Origin of the sequence: Vibrio sp. 1727 (assembly GCF_033344415.1) — a bacterium.
GTDB lineage: Bacteria > Pseudomonadota > Gammaproteobacteria > Enterobacterales > Vibrionaceae > Vibrio > Vibrio alginolyticus.
The window spans coordinates 58303-77954 of record NZ_JAWPOT010000004.1; the positions used below are offsets into that span (position 1 = coordinate 58303).

At 45.1% G+C, this 19652-nt stretch carries 14 protein-coding genes; 6 read left to right on the plus strand and 8 right to left on the minus strand.

Annotated features, from left to right (window positions below; all coding sequences use genetic code 11):
- Positions 1 to 38 precede the first annotated feature (38 nt).
- Positions 39 to 899 (plus strand): LysR family transcriptional regulator, encoded by an 861-nt coding sequence (locus R8O10_RS06400; RefSeq protein WP_017634710.1) that lies wholly within the window; start codon positions 39 to 41, stop codon positions 897 to 899.
- A 150-nt stretch (positions 900 to 1049) separates the two neighbouring features.
- Entirely contained in the window at positions 1050 to 1592 is a 543-nt protein-coding gene (locus R8O10_RS06405; RefSeq protein ID WP_005457944.1) for a hydrolase, read from the plus strand.
- Between the two features lie 39 nt (positions 1593 to 1631).
- Here the strand turns inward: R8O10_RS06405 and R8O10_RS06410 are convergent, their stop codons facing one another.
- The 3 genes from R8O10_RS06410 to R8O10_RS06420 all read right to left on the minus strand — a co-directional run bounded on the left by R8O10_RS06410 (position 1632) and on the right by R8O10_RS06420 (position 4598).
- Entirely contained in the window at positions 1632 to 2528 is an 897-nt protein-coding gene (locus R8O10_RS06410; protein WP_318191248.1) for a 1-aminocyclopropane-1-carboxylate deaminase/D-cysteine desulfhydrase, read from the minus strand.
- A 109-nt stretch (positions 2529 to 2637) separates the two neighbouring features.
- Entirely contained in the window at positions 2638 to 3924 is a 1287-nt protein-coding gene (locus R8O10_RS06415) for a HAMP domain-containing sensor histidine kinase (RefSeq protein WP_318191228.1), read from the minus strand.
- Positions 3921 to 4598: a response regulator transcription factor gene (locus tag R8O10_RS06420; protein WP_042523037.1), complete on the minus strand. Its 678-nt coding sequence runs from the start codon at positions 4596 to 4598 to the stop codon at positions 3921 to 3923. Before R8O10_RS06420 ends, R8O10_RS06415 begins: the two co-directional genes overlap by 4 nt.
- A gap of 152 nt (positions 4599 to 4750) precedes the next feature.
- Here R8O10_RS06420 and R8O10_RS06425 point away from each other — a divergent pair, with 152 nt between their 5' ends.
- From R8O10_RS06425 to R8O10_RS06435, 3 genes are read left to right on the plus strand one after another with little or no spacing between them, the layout of a single operon-like run.
- Positions 4751 to 5791, plus strand: coding sequence for a glycosyltransferase family 2 protein (locus tag R8O10_RS06425; RefSeq protein WP_080996684.1), 1041 nt, complete (start codon positions 4751 to 4753; stop codon positions 5789 to 5791).
- Between the two features lie 2 nt (positions 5792 to 5793).
- Positions 5794 to 7200, plus strand: coding sequence for an ArnT family glycosyltransferase (locus R8O10_RS06430; protein WP_064368611.1), 1407 nt, complete (start codon positions 5794 to 5796; stop codon positions 7198 to 7200).
- A 4-nt stretch (positions 7201 to 7204) separates the two neighbouring features.
- Positions 7205 to 7603, plus strand: a complete 399-nt coding sequence (locus tag R8O10_RS06435; protein ID WP_017634704.1) for a GtrA family protein — start codon at positions 7205 to 7207, stop codon at positions 7601 to 7603.
- 134 nt (positions 7604 to 7737) lie between these two features.
- On the opposite strand, the gene R8O10_RS06440 is transcribed toward R8O10_RS06435, so the two are convergent.
- From R8O10_RS06440 to R8O10_RS06460, 5 genes are all read right to left on the minus strand, one after another.
- On the minus strand, positions 7738 to 8682 hold the full coding sequence (locus R8O10_RS06440; protein ID WP_318191229.1) for a hypothetical protein: 945 nt from the start codon (positions 8680 to 8682) through the stop codon (positions 7738 to 7740).
- A gap of 3 nt (positions 8683 to 8685) precedes the next feature.
- Positions 8686 to 9630, minus strand: coding sequence for a hypothetical protein (locus R8O10_RS06445; protein WP_318191230.1), 945 nt, complete (start codon positions 9628 to 9630; stop codon positions 8686 to 8688).
- Between the two features lie 3 nt (positions 9631 to 9633).
- A complete protein-coding gene (locus R8O10_RS06450) occupies positions 9634 to 10578 on the minus strand; it encodes a hypothetical protein (RefSeq protein ID WP_033905695.1) in 945 nt (314 codons plus the stop codon).
- A gap of 3 nt (positions 10579 to 10581) precedes the next feature.
- Entirely contained in the window at positions 10582 to 14091 is a 3510-nt protein-coding gene (locus R8O10_RS06455; RefSeq protein WP_318191231.1) for a T6SS effector BTH_I2691 family protein, read from the minus strand.
- A gap of 262 nt (positions 14092 to 14353) precedes the next feature.
- The gene (locus R8O10_RS06460) at positions 14354 to 16687 is read right to left on the minus strand and encodes a YgiQ family radical SAM protein (RefSeq protein ID WP_054577677.1); all 2334 of its coding nucleotides are present in this window, start codon (positions 16685 to 16687) and stop codon (positions 14354 to 14356) included.
- A gap of 425 nt (positions 16688 to 17112) precedes the next feature.
- Between R8O10_RS06460 and R8O10_RS06465 the strand changes: the two genes are divergently transcribed.
- On the plus strand, positions 17113 to 19569 hold the full coding sequence (locus R8O10_RS06465) for an EAL domain-containing protein (protein ID WP_318191232.1): 2457 nt from the start codon (positions 17113 to 17115) through the stop codon (positions 19567 to 19569).
- Positions 19570 to 19652: the final 83 nt, after the last annotated feature.

Here is a 19652-nt window from a genome sequence, read left to right on the forward strand (position 1 = left end):
AATGATAATACGAACATAAATGACCTAAAAATAGGACAATGAACGTTAATTTTGATGATATTTACCTATTCACTCAGACGGTGGTTCACGGCGGTATAAGTGCAGCGGCAGAGGCGAATCAACTACAACGCTCAAAAGTGAGTCGTCGTCTGCAAGAATTAGAGAAATCGCTCGGGGTACAGCTTTTGATTCGCACAACACGCAGCATTGAGTTGACGGAGCACGGGAAACGCTTGTTTGAGTTGGTGGGGCAGCCTATTGACCATATTCAGCAAGGTTTAAATGCCATGCACGAATATCAACAAGAGCTGACGGGCAAGGTGCGTTTAGCCATTCCTTCCGCATTGATGAGCTCTGCCGCGTTTAACGCGATCATCACCGAGTACACAACGCGGTATCCGGAGATTTCGGTCGAGATTGAAAACCATCAAGAGAGTGTCGATCTCAAGCGTCAATCGTTTGATTTACAGCTTCTTCCGAGCGTGGTCAAAGTCACCGATGACAGCTATGTGCAGTTCAGTCTTTTGCCTTATCGTAGTCACTTTGTTGCGTCAAAAGCCTATCTAGAATCGCATCCGCCAGTAAAAACGGTGGAAGATCTTAAGCAGCATCGCCTTTTAACTAATCGTTACAATGCCGATTTGCTCGATTCAGATCTGCATGTGGCGTTGCGTTCGGATGACCTCAACTTGCTGCGCTCGATGGCGATAGCAGGAAACGGCATCGCGTTTATTCCTCAAATTCATTCCAAGCCTGCACTGAGAGACGGTTTGTTGGTCGAGGTGCTGCCTCAATTCGCGCATCCGAAGCAGCATCTTACTCTGATTTATCCCTCGGCCTTATTTCTGCCCAATAAAGTCAAAGCCTTGATTGAACTAATTCGAGAGAAATTTAAATAGTCAGTTCAAACCACTCTTACCTAAGGGCAAATGTGTGAGCGAAGGTCATCTTTCTAGGTTTTATTGCTCTAACATGAAAGGGTTCTGATACATTAACTGTTGCTCAACTTGTTGAGTATGGTTTGTGGTCGCACAAGATAGGAGATGGAAATGTTATCGAAAGGAAACACGGGCCTGATTGTGGTGGATGTTCAGGGCAAACTCGCTACATTAATGCATGAAAGCGACGCACTGATTGAAAATATCACGAAACTGGTAAAGGGCGCCAAAGCACTAGATTTGCCTATTCTGTGGCTAGAACAGAATCCAGAAAGGTTGGGCCCAACCGCGGAGCCGATTCGTGAAGTGCTTGAAAGCACGCATTTACCTATTACCAAGTACACGTTTGATGGTTGCAAAGAGGCGACGTTTAAGGTCGCGGTGGAGAACGCGAAAGTTGATACCTGGTTGGTTTGCGGTATTGAATCCCACATTTGCGTCTATCAAACCGCGGTTTCTCTGCGCCAGTCCGGTTATCGCGTTGAATTAGTCACGGATTGTGTCTCTTCCCGAACCGCTGCCAATAAAGCGCTCGCTCTTGCGAAGTTAACCGCTAACGGTGTGGTGCTCACTGGGTTAGAAATGTGTTTGTATGAAATGGTCGAAGATTGCCGAGCACCTGAATTTAAAGAAATTCTGGCGCTCATCAAATAGTGGAATCACTGTAATCAGCAACAACTTTATTTGAACACGCTATTCAAATTCTCGTTGATATCTTGGCAACATCGACTCGTTGCCAAGTAACCCGCCTTGGTGAATATAAATCACCGTTTTATCTGTGTTCTCTTCCAACCAAGGGGTGAGGCATTGCCACATATACGGGTCGTATAACAGGTCAAATTCGAGGTCGGTTTGCTCAAAGAGTGCTTTCCATGTGATGTAATCTTCTTCGTACAAGCGACCAAAATGGTGTTTGTTGCGCACGGTTAAAATGGTTGGGTGGCTGTTTTCACCGAGCTGGTTGAACTGCTCAGTTAAGTAATCTGCATCGCCTACGCAAGGGCAAGTTAGCACTTCTATGCCGTGTGGGCTTAAATGTTTATGAAGATATAAAGCCGTCGTGCCAGTACCTGATGGCAGGGCGACCGTAAACTGCTCTTTACCTCTCAATCGCGTCCAATCAAGAATTTCTCGTGCTAACTGTTTGATGCCAGCTTCAGCGAGGTGGGAACGTCCACCCTCTGGAATCAGCAATGTCGACTCATCTACTCTTCGTACCTGGTGGATGTATTCACTAGGGTGGAGTTCGCTACCGATGTCTTGCATGGCGGTGATTTTCATACCCAAATCGAGAGCGCCGCGATAGTTTCCGATGGGGGAGCTTTTTAGCCAAGATGGAATGTGATGAACATAAAACTCAAATGCCCAACGTTTAATCTGGGCGAGAGCCGCTAGCGAGTACATGGCATTAGATTGAGCGGAGCCAAAGCTTATTAACGTGGTGATGTCGGGATTTTGCTCTTCCATTAACGTCATAAACTTACGTGCTTTGTTCCCAGAAAAGTGGGAGTGGAGCATGTCGTCACGTTTAAGGAAAAATTTGCGCCCATTAAAGCTATGTTGGGTGATAGGACTTTCTGAGAGTTTCATGTCGATGCTGACGGAATAAACCGTGTCACCTTTGCCATTTAAAAAGGGCGCGTAGTGTAACGCCATTAAACCCAGATAAAAAGTCTGGGTTTCAGTACATCCATTTCGGTTATTCCTGATGTTCTGTTGCGAGGTCAATCACCGCCTCACAACCACCTTCTGGATGTGTACCAATCTTAAATTGCCAGCCATAGCGTTGGCACAAATCATCCACAATCATCAAACCTAATCCGTGCCCATCAGAATGTGGAATGGTCGAAAAGCCTTCACCTTCATCGCGCACCGAGATGGTGTTTTCATCCATGCTGATATGAATTGATCCCGATGGTGTCGCGGCGATGCCGTTGCGAATCAGGTTACCAAGAATTATGGTCAACACGGCATTGGTCGCACGCGTTCTTGGGTTGCCGTCGTTCTGTACATTAAAGTTGAGTGCTTTCTCATCCGCCTGAGCTTGGCTTTGGAAGATGATTTGGTTGAGTTCTTCTTCGGTGATGCTGCGCACTGGTGAATCATCTGCATTACGCTCGTAACGCACTAAGCCGAGTAGGGCATCTACCATGGTCGACATCTGCTGCGTTGCATCTTGAATTCGGTTCACTTGGCGAGTCTGGAAATCCGTGTTCGCACTTCTCGCCAGTAGGCTGCTTGAGCCTTTCATTACGGTTAACGGTGTACGCAGTTCATGGCTTGCGTATCGTGCAAAGGCTTGCTCACGCTTGATGACTTGGTTGATTTTGTGGCGATACTCATTCAACTCATCCGCAAGGGTTTGGAACTCTTTGGCTGAACCCTCTGGCACACTAAAAGTCTGTGTGGCATCGCCTTGATGATGATCGAGTTGGGTTTTAAGCGCATTGACGGGTTCAATCAAGCGCTGTGATAAGCGCAGCAGCAGACTACCAAACAGGAACACCAGCACGGCGACAATGGACAGCACCATAGCAACGACGAGAATGAATTCCTCTGAGGTGATCTCTATTTCATCAATCAAGGAAACCAGAATCACAGGATGCTCAACGCCTTTATAGGTGTAGGTGCTCATGTAAACCATGCGCGAGTATTCACCGTCTTCTACTTCATCAAGAAAGTGCTTTTGACCAATCAGGTATTTTTGGTAGCGCTCGGCAACCAGTGAGATGTCGTTGTAAGCGGTGGTGAGCAGATCAAGCTGAATACTGCCTTGCTCTGGGTGGGACTGGAAATGTTCAATCGCTTCTTTTTTGTCGACCATAATACGACGCTCGCCCACGCGGTCTTCAGACCAAAGCAGGGAGCCGGTAATCAACAAAAAGCAGAAGATGCCAATCACGACCGACACAAAAGAGAAAAACAGAGCGAGTCGCCCTGTCATACTTTGTGTGCTTTGCGTGCTAGCCAGTAAGCGATTGATCATGCACCAGTCTCCAAGCGGAAGCCAACTTTCGGTACGGTGATAAGCACATGCTGTTCAAATGGCTTATCAAGTTGGTTGCGAAGTTGGTAAATGTGGCTGCGCAGAACGTCGTTGTTCGGCTCGTTTTCTTGCCAAAGTTGGAAGGCGATTTCTTCGCGTGTCACCACATCTGGTGCGCTTTTTACAAGCATTTCCAGAATGGTGTAAGTGGTTGGGTTTAGCGCCAACAGTTTATCTTGGCGATAAGCTTTACGCGTTTTTTGGTCGATAGACACTTCACCGTATTCCAACTTGCTCGATGCGACAGTGCCACGGTAACGGCGGATCAGTGCCATCATGCGCGCTTCAAGAATATCCAGATCGAAAGGTTTGGTCAGATAGTCATCCGCACCGTGTTGGAAGCCTTTGAGCATATCGTCACGGCTATCGAGCGCCGTCAGCATAAGTACCGGTGTGTTGTTGCCCTCGTCGCGAAGTTTATTACACATGGTCAGGCCATCCATGCGTGGCAGCATGAGATCGAGCAAGATGATGTCGAAGGTGTTTTCCATCGCCAGTTTCAGGCCGAGCTCGCCGTTGTCTGCATAATCGAGTTCCATACCTGCACACTCAAAATAATCGAACAGCATGCCTGCGATTTCTCGATTATCTTCGACTAAAAGTACGCGTTTCATGTATTTCTCTCCAAGTGGGCAGGTGTTCGAAAATAACATTTCGTATTAACCGAACATTATTCACTAAGGACGTGAAAAAGATGTCAATAACATCTCTTTCACGTTGATGTTTGTAGACTGGATTCATTCATCGGATTTAGTGGAAGAGTAGCATGTCAACCTTCAACATTCACGCTGCAACCTTTTCAAAGGTGAGCCAACACACTGAGCCTAAAACAGTTTTGTCTGTTGTGGTGCCATTCTTTAACGAGCAAGAAGTCTTACCTGAATTTCATCGTCGTTTAGCCGCCGTTTTGGATGAAATGCCAGAACATTGCGAAATCGTCTATGTCGACGACGGCAGCAAAGATGACAGCCTAATGATCGCGCAAAACTTTTCTCAATCTTCTAGCGACGTTCGTTGTATTGCACTAAGCCGTAACTTCGGCAAAGAGTCCGCCATGAGTGCGGGTCTGGAACACTGCCAAGGTGAAACGGTGATCGTGATTGATGCCGACTTGCAAGACCCGCCTGAGTTGATCCCGCAAATGGTATCAAAATGGCGTGAAGGGTATGACGTAGTGAACATGCAGCGCAGTGAACGCCACGGCGAAACTTGGTTCAAACGCTTCTCGGCCGCTTGCTTTTACAAAGTGCTTAACAGCATGGCGAAATTGGATGTGCCTGAAAACGTGGGCGATTTCCGTTTACTGAGCGCAAAAGTGGTCAAACACATCAGTGCGCTGCCAGAACGTAACCGATACATGAAAGGCATTTTCTCTTGGCCGGGTTTCAAGCAAGTGACGGTTCAGTTTGAGCGTGACGCTCGTTTCTGTGGTGAGACTAAATGGAACTACCTCAAGTTGATTGGCCTTGCAATGGACGGTATTACCTCGTTTTCCATTCGCCCCTTGCGCTTAGCGACACTTGCTGGTGCGTTAGTGGCGTTCAGTACCTTTATCTATGGCGCATTCATTGTGATGAAAACTGTTGTATTTGGTGAGCCTGTCACTGGCTACCCATCCATGATGGTCGTCCAACTTGCATTGGGCGGTGTGCAACTGCTGTCGATTGGCCTTTTGGGCGAATACATTGGCCGCATTTTTATCGAGACCAAGCAACGTCCTCTTTATCTTGTTCAGTCTGTTTACGAGCAGCCTGCAAAACATCAATCCATCCAAACCATGAAGTTTAAACTGGGAGAAACCGCGTAATCATGAGTATTAATAAAACCCATCTGTGGTTGTTGTTGGCGTTTGCTCTTTTACTCCGTCTTATTTCACTTGCCGCTTACCCTTTGATGGACACCACAGAAGCCCGCTACGGCGAAATGGCGCGCTTAATGGTGGAAACAGGCAATTGGCTTACCCCACAGTTTGATTACGGCGTGCCTTTTTGGGGGAAGCCACCCCTGTTCACGTGGATGAGTGCTTACGGCATTGAGCTGTTTGGATTGAATGAATTTGCAGTGCGCGCGCCTCATTGGTTAGCGGGCGTTGCGACGATTGTTTTTGTTGCTTTCATGGCGCATCGCGCTGGCTTTAATGCTGTCATCGCAGCGTTGGTACTGGCGACGTGTGGCATCTTTTCAATTGCGGCGGGTGCGGTGATGACAGACATGGCACTGACGTTGGCAATGACGATGGCGATGGTTGGTTTTTACTATTGCTGGCTTGGCAAAGACAAACACAGCCGATTGTGGGGTTACCTCGGTTTCTTTGGCTTGGCTTGCGGGCTGTTAGCAAAAGGTCCGGTGGCGATCGTGATCATGGGCATCGCAGTATTTCCTTGGCTCGTGATTCAGCATGGTTTTTTTGGTGCCTTCAAAGCCTTGTGGCAGCGTTTTCCAATTGTATCGGGGTTGGCGTTCATGTTAGCGATTGCTCTGCCTTGGTACATCATGGCTGAAATGGCGACGCCTGGATTTATTGATTACTTCATTGTTGGCGAGCACTTTAAGCGTTTTGTTGTCAGCGGTTGGGAAGGGGACCTGTATGGCTCTGCTCATGATCAACCACGTGGGATGATCTGGGTATTCTGGCTGCAGTCGGCTGCGCCTTGGTCAATTGTATTGCCTATCTTGGCGTGGAAACGTCGTAAGGTGCTCAAAGCCATTGAAACCGATCATCAAGGTCTATTTAGCTTCCTGATGTGTTGGCTGATTTCTCCAATGCTCTTGTTCACCATGGCTGGGAATATTTTGCCTGCTTACGTACTACCGGGTGTGCCTGCGTTGGGTATCTTGATTGCGATGCTGGTGGATAAACACGATTTCAAATGGTTGACCGGAACGGCAGCGGTGTTGCCAGCCCTGCTTATGATTGCGATGTTGGTTTTGAATATGGGCAAAGCGGATAGCCGCAGCGACCGCATTATCTTCGCGCAAATTAATGACAACGCTCCGGTCTTTTATATTGGTAAGCGCCCGTTCTCAGGCCAGTTCTATAGTCATGGTCAGGCGAAAAAGCTTGAAGATAAGAATGACTTAAACAATCTGAAGAAATTCCGCCTGATTGGTAAATCGCAGCAAGTGGATAGCATGATTCATGAAAATGCGTTGAGTTGTACCAACGAGTTCACAGCAAAATCGAAACGCTCACTCTACACCTGTGTGGTTGGATAACGGAATGCGCAAATTACCAAAATTTACTTCGCTGGAAAGGTTTGCTCTAGTAGGTGGTGTCGGCTTTATGGTCGACACCCTTATCTTTTCTGTGTTGTTCCATAGGTTTGGTCTGGATCTGATGCTGGCTCGTGGGATAGCATTTTTGTTTGCAGCTACCACAACGTGGCTTGGCAATCGCTGGCTGACTTTCTCTCAAGCAGAAAAAACCAACCCTTTCGCTCAATGGCAAAAATTTATGGCGAGTGCCTTTATCAGTGCTTTGCCTAACTTTATTGTGTTCAAAGGCGTAACGCTCGCGCTAGGAACGCAAGGGGTGATGGTCTATTTGGCTTTGATCTTAGGCATATTGGCAGGCATGGTGAGTAACTATTTACTCAGTGCAAAATGGGTGTTTAGTTGAGGATAGAAAGGTTCGGGCTTACTATCCTATCCTCGAGTTAAAAATTCGTTATTTGAACCAATTTTTCTTTTTGTACATCAGAGTAAACCTAAAGCTTTTCATGGGGGGATGTAAAAAGGTAAACAAGCCAAGGTTTATACCTTGGCTGCCGTTAGTTCAGATTTTGATTGTTCGATTTCAGACTCGGTTTGCCACTTGCCGTTGTAAAGATACTTACACTCTGGGAGTGGCGCTTTCGCATCCCTTAAATCAAACACTTCATTGGTAGGGTATTCACGATAATAAGCGGGAGTCGTAAAAAGTCTAGGTTCAGGCTTCGCTTCAAACAGCTTTTTATGATCATTGACCTCTTTACAATCCAGTTTGTAGGCCTCTGACAGTTGCGTGACCATGGATTCTAATTCCACTTCATTTTTAAAGAAAATGTAACAATAAAATCGTCCCTGTGAGAGAAAAGTAATCTCCTGAGCAGTATCTTGGTATTCGCACCTGTCATACTTAAAAAAGAACTTAATTACTTTCCTTTTCTTATTGTAATCAGCAAAGAGCCAGTCTTCACGTTCTCCGACCCTCACTTCTGTTGGTTCATCAGGCTGACGTTTAAGCATTTTAAAGGAGACTAATATAAAAGCACCAGCGCCTGCTAACGCCATCGGGCCAACTACCGCTACCATCAAAACGCAAACTACCGCACCGATCCAGCCAACGGCTTGTGTGGCGGTATTCGCCCACTTAGGCATGTTGCGACGCTTCTTCATCACAAAGCCTTTGTCAGAAAAAATATAGTCATAGCGATAGTCGAGGCCAATCGTAAGGTAAAAGGCTCCAGACACCATCACCGACAAAATAAAAGAAAAAATAGTTACGCCAACCGTGTCACTCGTGTGTATAAACAAAGTTAGTAGGAATGGGGCGATCACAAATGGAAGCGCAAAAAGTTTAAAGTAATAGCGAAATGGTTCCTCTACATCATACTTATGCCATGTTCTGACATTATCGCCTGCGAGTATTTCTTGCTCTTGCGCCTCTTGATAAACTGCCAACTCTTCTGGGGTGATGTAAAATGGTGAATATGCCAAGGGTTACTCCAGAGCTGTAGTTAGTTTAGACTTTGATTGTTCGATTTCAGACTCGGTTTGCCACTTGCCGTTGTAAAGGTATTCACGCTCAGGAAGTGGGGCATTTGACGCCCTTAAATCAAATACCTCTTCGGTTTGATATTCTCTACTACAAACTGGAATACTAAAGAGCCTTGATTCTGGCTTCGATTCAAACAGCTTTTTGTGGTCATCTACCTCTGTACAATCCAGCTTGTAGACCTTTGACAGTTGCGCGATCATGGATTCTAAATCTGCTTCAGTTTTAAAGAAAACATAACAATCTGATCTATCTTGTGAGCGAAAGATAGTCTTATGAGCAGTATCTCGATATCTGCATATGTCCTGCTTAAAATAGAATTGGATCACTTTCCTTTTCTTGTTGTAGCCCGCAAACAGCCAATCTTCTCGTTCGCCTACTCTCACTTCTGTTGGTTCATCAGGCTGACGTTTAAGCATACCAAATGAAACCAATATAAACCCACCAGCTCCGGCAAGAACCATGGGTCCAGCAACCCCAACCATCACGACACAAACTATTGCTCCAATCCAGCCCATGGCTTGAGTCGCAGAGTTGACCCAATTCGGTAAATCACGTCGCTTTTTCATAACCAATCCGCGATCGGACAAGATGTAATCATAACGATTGTCCAACCCAAATGTCAGGTAAGATACACCAGACATGATAATCGTCAGACCCGATAAAATGTAAGTTAAGATCATGTCACTGTTATCATGTAGGAAATAGGTAAGGAAAAATAATGGACTGACAGCGGCTATAGCAATCGATAGGTATAAGTATCGAAAAGGCTCTTCAATATCGTGCTTGTGCCAGGTTGTGAGGTTCATCCCCTTTAGAATTTCTTGCTCTTGTTCTTCTTGATAAGCCGAAAGCTCGTCTGGCGTGATGTAAAAAGGTAAATAAGCCAAGGGTTACTCCTTGGCTGTCGTTAGTTCAGGTTTTGATTGTTCGATTTCAGATTCCGTTTGCCACTTGCCGTTGTAAATACGTCGCCATTCAGGAAGTGGGGCGTTTTTAGCTCTCAGGTCAAAGGTATCGGCTACCGGAAATTCAAGGCTGCGAGAAGGGATATCTTCAATTCGAGGTTCAGGTCTTCCTTCAAAAAACGCTTTATGGTCTGGAAAATCAATACATTCAATGTCGTATTTGTTTGAAAGGGTCTCTAGCATTGCATCTAGGTCTTGAACAGTCCTAAAGAATATGTAGCTATAACCACGAGTTTGAGCTCTGAAGATGGTATGCTTCTCTAGGCTCCATTTAGAACACTCGTCATACTTGTGGTAGAAGCGAATCACTTTACGCTTTTTGTTGTAGTAGGCGAACAGCCAATCTTCTGTCTCTGCTACTCGAACTTCCGTAGGTTCGTCAGGCTGACGATTTAGCATACGAAATGAAACCAGTATAAACCCTCCAGCACCGACAAGAACCATGGGCCCAGCAATACCTACCATTACTACACAAACTATAGCACCAACCCAGCCCATGACCTGCGTTGCTGAGTTTACCCAATTAGGTAAATCACGTCGCTTTTTTATCACTAAGCCGTTGTCGGACAAGGTGTAGTCATAGCGATTGTCTAAACCAAAAGTCAAATAGGACACTCCAGACATGATTATCGTCAGACCCGATAAAATGTAAGTTAAGATCATTTCACTACTATCATGTAGGAAATAGGTAAGGAAAAATAATGGGCTAACTGCGGCTATAGCAATCGATAAATATAAGTATCGAAAAGGTTCCTCAATATCGTGCTTGTGCCAGGTTGCAAGATCTTTCCCCTTTAGAATTTGTTGCTCTTGTTCTTCTTGGTAGGCCGAAAGTTCGTCTGGCGTGATGTAAAAAGGTAAATAAGCCAAGGGTTACTCCTGTAAGCTAAGTTCACTAGCATCAGAAGTTAATGAACTTCTGATCGTTGCTTGTTTAGTATTGTCTGAAATCGCCGTATAAGTTGCACGCTGTTTTGCATTATTTTGGAACCAGTACTTACGGCTTAATTCGTTTTTATCATCAAGGATGTATTCAATCTCAAATGCTAGATAGTTAGCTGAGTCTTTCATTGGTAAAGTTAATTTATAGACGCTTTGAGAATCTGAGGAATCCGTTGAACTATTCAACGTTTCTAGATTTACTCCAGTGTACCAAGCTCCCGACATCAGTCCCTCCTCTGTTACAGAAGTATTTGTCCGAAGTTTTATGCCATCTCTTGCATTATTGGTGGGAACTTGGATATGTAGCTCAATACCAAACAATTCTTGTTTTGCTGCTGGGTACTGTGTTGATGAATTCGGAACGGTACGCATCATTGGTGTTTGGCAGATTAAAGGTTTATCCATTATGGTTTTTAACTCAAAAAGGGCCTCTTGTACTAAAGAAGAATTATGCTTTTCTCTCTTTACCAAGCTTGAGGATTGACTCCAACGTGCTTTATCTGGGTGATAGCCCCAAGGAAGTTTATCTAACCATTTTTGATAATCGTCTTGTTTAAGTTTACTCATGATATGATTACTAAGAAGGTAAACCGCAGTGAGTCCCATAATGACAAACATTACTGGTCCTCCAAAGAGAACGTTTGCCGACCATATACCTGTTATTCCACCAATGGCCTGAAAGGCACCAACGACCGTTAATCCGACCAACGAAGAAAAGTTAAAATACCCAGCGATTCTTGCATCTCTTTCTAGGTCATCGATGCTATTTAAAACACGATAAGCCTCTATTCCTGACGCTAGTGCACCTATGATCCCAGTAACTGCAAGCCATTTATTGAAGGTTTTTATGTCGTCTATTATTAGGTGCTCGAAACCATCGGCTTGATCTGCAATTAGCTTTTTAAGCCTTATCCGTGAGTGTGCTCTGAGTTGGGCTTCACCTTTCACGCTATCCCATAGCTTACCGGTGCGAATTCCCGTCCAAGCGTTTACTGTATAAAAAAGCTTTTGCTGAATATCCAAAAATTCATCTGAGGACATTAACCCCGTGTCTTGGATACTACTCATGGCATCACCAAGCGCGATGCAGTTGAATATTAGTGCTAAAAAGCCTAGGCCACCTGCATTCTCGAACAGTTTATTCAAATCATCGAGCTTATTCATAGCGATCCGAGTTCTAAGCTCGACGGTTCTTTGCGGTAGATCATCGGGTAATTCAATATATTGTGGGTACTCCAATGTAGTTACAGCGAGTGCCTTCTTAATTCTCTTTTTATTTTTTAAAGCTGTTGTGTATTTAGAGTCGGCTTTGCGGTTGTTTTTCTGGAAGTCAGCAATGACCGCATCGTTTTTCTTGAGCTCACTTAGGTAATCATTTACGCGTGTTTTCCATTTTTTAAAATCGCGAGCGTAGCTTTCATTTACAGTCACCGGCATATTGTGTGCCATATGCTCTGCAATAACGGCTAACAAATAATAGCTCTGACGGTTCAGAGGTTTAGCGAAAACAGGCATCAGTAAAATCGATGCTTGTGAAGTCATGCTAACGCCAAACTCTAAAACTCCTTTTGCAAGTGCACCTATTGCAGATTTAAAGATAATGTCCAGCTCTTGGAAGCCTTTGGCGATATCCTTGAGAAAGTCCGTTTCCGCAGTGTTTGGGTTGGAAACAAAATCCATGATCTTAGAGTACATATTCACGCGGTTGCTGGTATCAGATATCTGGTCCATCAACTGATTATCAGGATCAGGATTTTCTGAGGCGATCGACTGTTCATCAAGCGCCTCTGTAATATTCTTCTCCATCACTTTAAATAAACTACGACTAAACCCAGAGGCATAGAGTGCGAGTAAACTGGTTGGTTTCTCCCATTGGCTTTCTGCCCATTGGCGGTCTTCTTCTTGCATCACCAAAGTAAATGACTCAACCGCTTGCTTGTGCAGTTGATACAAGCTGTACTGCGTGTCTTCGCTGTATAGGTCGAAGGTTCTCTCAAGATGATGAGGTGTTAAGGACTCCATTACTGCGATAAAGTCGCGTTTGACCGAAACCACTTGGGCTAGCATGGTTTCTTTTTGTTCTGACAGATCTTGCATCTCGCTCAGCATTTGCTTCCAGTTGAGCTGCTGACGCCAGCGTTCAGTCGCTATCCATTGTTCGTATTTACCAAAACGGCTCGCAGAAATTCGATATTTGTCCTGTATCGCTTTAGCAATGTCACTTTGGGTATGTTGGTGTGATTCAATCGCTCCAGCGGAAAATTTAGCAGGATAGCCGGACTGAACTGAGCTTTTGTTCTGCTCTGCCAAATCAAGTTGGTGAGAGGAGTCATAATAGTCAGCCATGTCGGTATAAAACGACAGCTCTTCGCCGTTACGCTTAACGCTAGCTGGCATGTCTATCTCGTCACTTGCACCAAACATACACAGTTGCATGGCGGTCTGCATCAAGTTCCACTGGTTTGAAAACTGGTCAGTGAAAAGGCGGTAAGGGCTTGCGGCACCAACAAAATGCAGTGACATATCTTGAATGTCTGCGGCGTAATCTTTTATCGCGACGAAGTAGCCTGATTCTTCTTCTGGAATCGCAGAGGTTAAATCGCTTTCGACTGCGACAGGTTTAAAGACAGAACCATCTTCATCTGCTTTGGTGGCGATGCCAGAATCCGCAAAGCGACCATCATCGACGGCAGAAGATTCAATATCAGCGACTTGGGTTAACTTATCTATTGGTGCAATGTTGTGCTGATTCTCGTTTGAGGACAGAACAATGGTTTGCATGCGATCGATATGATTACTCGGATTGTTAAGTACGCGCATGAACGTGTGCCATGTCCACCGGTGCTCAGAGAAGCAAATCGATAGTACGCTTCCGTTGACGTAAGTAAGGAAGGGCTTTGCATCTTGTGGTGTCCCACGCTGCTCTGATTTTGGGCTTTCTGATTCTCCCAACTTATAGAGCGTGAATTGCGTTCCTTTGATTTCGTATTCGTCTAAGCTTTTGTTGATTGCATCATAGACATACAGCCAACCGTCGCGCAGTTGACGCAGGGTGTAACCAACGGTATTGAGTTTGGCTGGGCCTTGGCCTTTCCATTCTTCAGGCAAACCAAAAGGTTGTGTCTCTTCTGTTTCTAGCTGATCGATGGCATAGCGGACTGGGATAAAGTGCGCAGGTGATGCTTCCGTTGCTTCTTTCTCAGTTTTTAAATTTAGAGGCTCTGGTTCAGACGGCGGTGGCGGATCGATTTTTTTTGTTTCTCCCTCCCAAAACATACTGCGCTCTGGGGGTGAGCCAGCAAGATCATCGGATTCCGTGGTTGGAACGATATTCAGCGATTTCAGTGTACCATCGCTTTCAAATGCCTGAACGGCCTCCTCATAGGTATAGCTGTTGTCATACCAGAACATAGAAGTTTTTGGGGGAAGTGGATTATTCATCGTTAGCCCATGTTTAAGAGTTTTACTCTGTTACGCAAATATCGCACCAAAATAAAGCGATTAAAAATCAATGGGTTATATTTTTATGGTTTTGCGTCAATCAAATAATTGTTTGTTTTTCCAATAAGTTGGTTGGTGTTTACCATTTTTTGTATTGATTGAATCAAAGTTTGAGTTGTGAGTGATGCCTCAATGAGCCGACAAAACAAAAGGGCTCCAGAGTTAACTCTGGAGCCCTTTCTAGTATTTAAGCTCTAAATAATTAGCGACGCTTTGGTTTACGTTGACCAGCTGGTTTGCCTTGTCCTTGCGGGCGACCTTGGCCTTGCGGCTTGCTACCTGCCGGGCGGTTTGCACCGTTGCCGCTAGGACGTTGGCCGTTGCTTGCAGGGCGTTGACCACCTGTAGCTTTGCCAGAACCGTTACGGTTACCAGATGGCTTACCATCTTTTGAACCGCTTTCAGAGCGTTTGTTCAAATGACCACCGAAGCCTGGTTGATTTTTGGTATGTTTGGTTGCAAAGCGGTTTGCCCCGTGACGACCAGATTTACGACGTTGCGCAGGTGTTTGTGCTTCAATGTCTTCTGCAGGAACGAGACAGCCTTGTTTGTCACCGATCAAATGTTTTTTACCCATACTGACTAGGGCTTCACGGATCATTGGCCAGTTTGCTGGATCGTGATAACGCAACAGCGCTTTATGCAGGCGACGTTGACGTTCACCTTTTGCTACAGGTACATCTTCACGTTTTTTGTACTTCACGCGTTTCAGAGGGTTTGTCTCTGAGTAGTACATCGACGTTGCGTTACACATTGGCGAAGGGTAGAAGTTTTGTACTTGGTCACATTCGAAGTTGTTCTTTTTCAGCCACAGAGCAAGGTTCAGCATGTCTTCGTCTTCTGTGCCTGGGTGCGCAGAGATAAAATAAGGGATTAAGTACTGCTTCTTGCCTGCTTCTGCACTGTATTTCTCGAACATCTCTTTAAAGCGATCGTACGTACCCATGCCTGGCTTCATCATCAGATCAAGAGGACCTTTCTCTGTATGTTCCGGTGCAATCTTCAAGTAACCGCCCACGTGGTGAGTCACGAGCTCTTTCACGTATTCTGGTGATTCAATCGCAAGGTCGTAACGTACGCCAGATGCAACCATCACTTTCTTCACGCCTTCAACTTTACGCGCTTCGCGGTATAAATCGATCGTGTGTTTGTGGTCTGTGTTTAGCTTGTTACAGATGCCCGGGAATACACAAGAAGGACGACGACAGTTCGCTTCCGCTTTTGGATCTTTACAGCCCAGGCGGTACATGTTTGCAGTCGGGCCACCAAGATCGGAAATTGTGCCGGTAAAGCCTGGAACTTTGTCGCGAATTTCTTCAATCTCGTTGATGATAGACTCTTTCGAACGGTTTTGAATGATTCGACCTTCATGCTCGGTAATCGAACAGAAAGAACAGCCACCAAAGCAACCACGCATGATGTTTACAGACGTCTTGATCATGTCGTACGCAGGAATTTTTGCTTTCCCGTACATAGGGTGAGGGATACGCGCGTAAGGCAGGCCAAACACAAAGTCCATCTCTTCGGTCGTCAATGGAATTGGAGCTTGGTTTACCCAAAGTTCACGATCACCATGGCTTTGAAGTAACGCTCGACCAGAGTACGGGTTCGTTTCTAAATGCAATACACGGCTTGCATGCGCATAAAGAATGCGATCGTTTCTTAGCTTTTCAAACGAAGGTAAACGGACCGCAGTCGTCGCAGCATCGTGGCGTGATGGGCGAATTGTGATTGGTTGTGCAACTGGCTCGTCTTTTTTAGTTTCACACTGAGTTTCTACTTCGTATGGGTTCTTTGGTACGAACGCTTCTTTACGAGGTTTTTCAATGCGAGAAGAATCAATAACCGTGTAGCCTTCTGGCGCCGCTGGCAAGTTCACGGCAGTACCACGAATATTGGTCATGGTGCTGATGTCTTCGCCGTTTGCGATGCGATGTGCTACTTCGACAAGTGCGCGCTCTGCGTTACCAAAAAGTAGGATGTCTGCTTTTGCATCAAACAGTACAGAACGGCGAACTTTATCTGACCAGTAATCGTAGTGTGCCACACGGCGTAGGCTAGCTTCGATACCACCTAAAACAATAGGTACTTCTTTGTATGCCTCACGACAACGTTGAGAGTAAACCAACGTTGCTCGGTCTGGGCGTTTACCACCTTCGTTATTCGGTGTGTACGCGTCATCGTGACGAAGCTTTTTATCCGCGGTGTAACGGTTGATCATGGAGTCCATGTTACCCGCAGTGATCCCGAAGAACAGATTTGGCTTACCAAGTTGCATGAACGCATCTTTATTTTGCCATTCTGGTTGAGCAATGATACCGACACGGAAACCTTGTGCTTCTAGCAGGCGGCCAATGATAGCCATACCAAAGCTTGGGTGATCCACATAAGCGTCACCGGTTACAATGATAATGTCACAGCTATCCCATCCTAGGGCATCCATTTCTTTGCGACTGGTCGGCAAGAAAGGTGCCGTACCAAAACACTCTGCCCAGTATTTTTTGTACTCATGAATAGGAGTGATGTTATTGGTCATATTTTGCTCTCTGTTCCAGGGAGCGCGAATTATAGCGATTTGATTATCAGGTATCTATAACAAACTCATCTATTCAAGCTTAGTTCATCGAGTTTTATTTGGTTTGTAAAAATATCAATGCTCTATCGGCGATTTTCTGTCTAATTTCACCTTGAAAGCCTCATGGTTATAGATCGGTTCATGAAAAATGTCGCAATCTTAATACAAAGCATAAGCAATGGTGTGCTTATGTGGGGTAAAGCCTATAATCAAATTAGTGCATATTAAATGCAAAAGGCTGAGCTGCTCTGGAAATAGTTCTAAGTCGATAGGCTTATCGTTGACACAATCCATCTATAAAGAGGATCGGCAGGTCCCAACTGGAATGTCGCAAATTGACTGTGAATTTTGAGCCTTGGGCTAATTACAAAAAAAGGGGCTAGGGTATGAGTGAATCTACGACAACAGTGCATCCAAAAATGCAAACGACTTCCAGTCTAACTCCTGTTATAGAGTGGTCTTACGATATTGATACTCGCGAGTTCGAATGTGATCAGCAAGGAATGGCAAAGGCATTTGGGATAAGTACGCCAGTAACCAGCCTAAATAACTTGTTTGATCATATGCTGATGGGGCAACAAGAAACGCTAAAACAACGAATTCTAGAAGTGGAACTCTTTGGCGGACGGGGGCGGTTTTCTTGTTGCATGATGCTAAAAAACGTTAACTTAGTGCACGTGACTATTAGTTTTGAAAGGCTCAATAAGCGCATTATCCAAGGCACTATCATTCCACAATTAACAATCACTGGTTGCGAGGAGTTAGCGACAATCCTCGAAACGATTTTTGATTTGCCAAATGTAGGCGTTTTAGTTGCCGATGAAGATACGCGCATCTTAGGTTGTAACCGTGCCTTTGAGTTACAAATGGGCTATCAAAACCGAGATCTGGTTGGGCTTAAAACTCATATATTCAGTACCTCTCACCATAGCCAAGCGTTTTATGATCAGCTGTGGCAGCAAATTAATGATGAAGGATGTTGGTGTGGTAACTTGTTGAGCAAAACAGCAAACGGTAGCAACCAAGCTCATCATCTTTGTATTTACCGACTTACGTTTCACTCTGGACGAATTCTTTATCTCGGATTTTCTACGGATATTTCTGCTTCGTTGTTGTGGATGAAAAATCGTTGTGAACAACAGCATGATTGGGCTGCCTTTTTACCGACGAGGAAAGAATTTGAACTCCAATTAGCTACCTTAGCGAATGAAAGCAGAAATAAAGAACTCAACATTGTTATGACACTCAGACCCAAGTTTTCGGAGAGATACTTGCTTGAACAGCAATTAGGTTTTGCAGACTTTATTATGCGAAGTCGCTACACCAGTATTGCGGGGCAGTTATCTCGGGATGTGTTTGTCGTATGCTTGCAGACCCCTCATTGTCAATGGTTGAGCCCGGTTCGTTTGATCCAAATTGCCATGAAAGGGTTCTTTAATGAGCTTAGAAATGAAATGGGCACAAAAATGCATGCCACTATCGTTAAAGGCCAAACTGGTGTGTCAATCCTTGGCTATGATACGAACCGACCAAGACAAGCGCTAGCACATGCAGCGCAAGCGATGTTGTCCTCTATTTCCGGTGAAGGCAGCTATTTCAACTTTTACGACAGTGAACTTCACTCTGAATTAGTGAAGCGCCAACATCTCGAGGCGTTTTTGGAGGCGCAAATAGAGAGTGGGCTAGTGGACGTTTACTTTCAACCGATTATCGACGTTCAAACCGGAAGCGTGGTTAAGTTCGAGGCTCTCGCACGCTTTTATGATGAAAATGATGCGTATTGTACGCAAAAGATGATCGCTATTATTGAAGATCTAGAACTCATAGCGGCACTTGATGACGTGGTCTGCCAAGCTGCGTTGAAGCACTTTCCGCGCTTACAAGAAATTTATGGCGAGGAAGTGGGCGTGACCATCAATCGCTCCCTCAACACGAAATTGGATTCTCTTCAGATCCTTCAGCGGTCGCATGATTTGATTAAAGCCAGTGGTGTAGACCCTAAGCGAGTAACTATCGAGCTAACAGAAACCGCGTATTTTGAACAAGATGAGGAGCATACTCGAGCTCTAGAGGAAGTGCGGAAAGAGGGCGTTGAGATCGCGATTGATGACTTCGGTACTGGGTATTCTTCTTTTTCTTATCTAGAAAAAGGGCAGTTTGATTTACTGAAAATAGACCGAAAATTCATCAAGAACATTCATAAAGGGAGCACCAGCTATAACATTGTGAAAATGGTCACCGAGCTTGCACAGCAAATGAATGTAAAAGTGGTTGCTGAAGGCGTGGAATCTAAGCAAGAACTTCAAGTATTGGCAGAAATCGGTGTCGATTACATGCAGGGCTTTCTATTTTCTGCTGCCGTGCCTGTCGATTTGATGGATAAAGCGGACAGTTATGAGCATCTGTTCTCTGACATCGCGATTGAGTCTAAGCAAAGTGATGTGTTGCAATCTTTGAGCCATGAACAAGTCAGGTCTATGGACCCTGGAGAACCGCTCTCCTTGGCAGTGGAGTACATGAATTTGAATCCAAGCTCGCCTTTAGTTGTTCTCAATGAAAATCGTTGTGTTGGGTTAATTACGAAAGAGACGGTGAATTTACACCTAACGCCTTCGATGGGAACAGAGCGAGAAACTGAACGAGAAAGCCGAATTTGGAAACGTCCTGTTAATCAGATAATGAGCACCGAATTTGTGTTGGTTGATGAGGATTTACCTGTCTCTGTTATTCGAGAGTTGGTTAAAACCGGGATTCGTTTCCCTTGGGTACTGTGTAATACCAAAGAAGAGTACCGTGGAGTTTTAACGCAGGAAGACGCGTTGAAGTATCTTGCTTCTCTGTGAATAAAATTGTCTTACCGTTTTAGCTCATTTGGGGGCCGACTTTCGGTGGTTTGGCGATAGTTGATTTGATATTATCGCCCCCC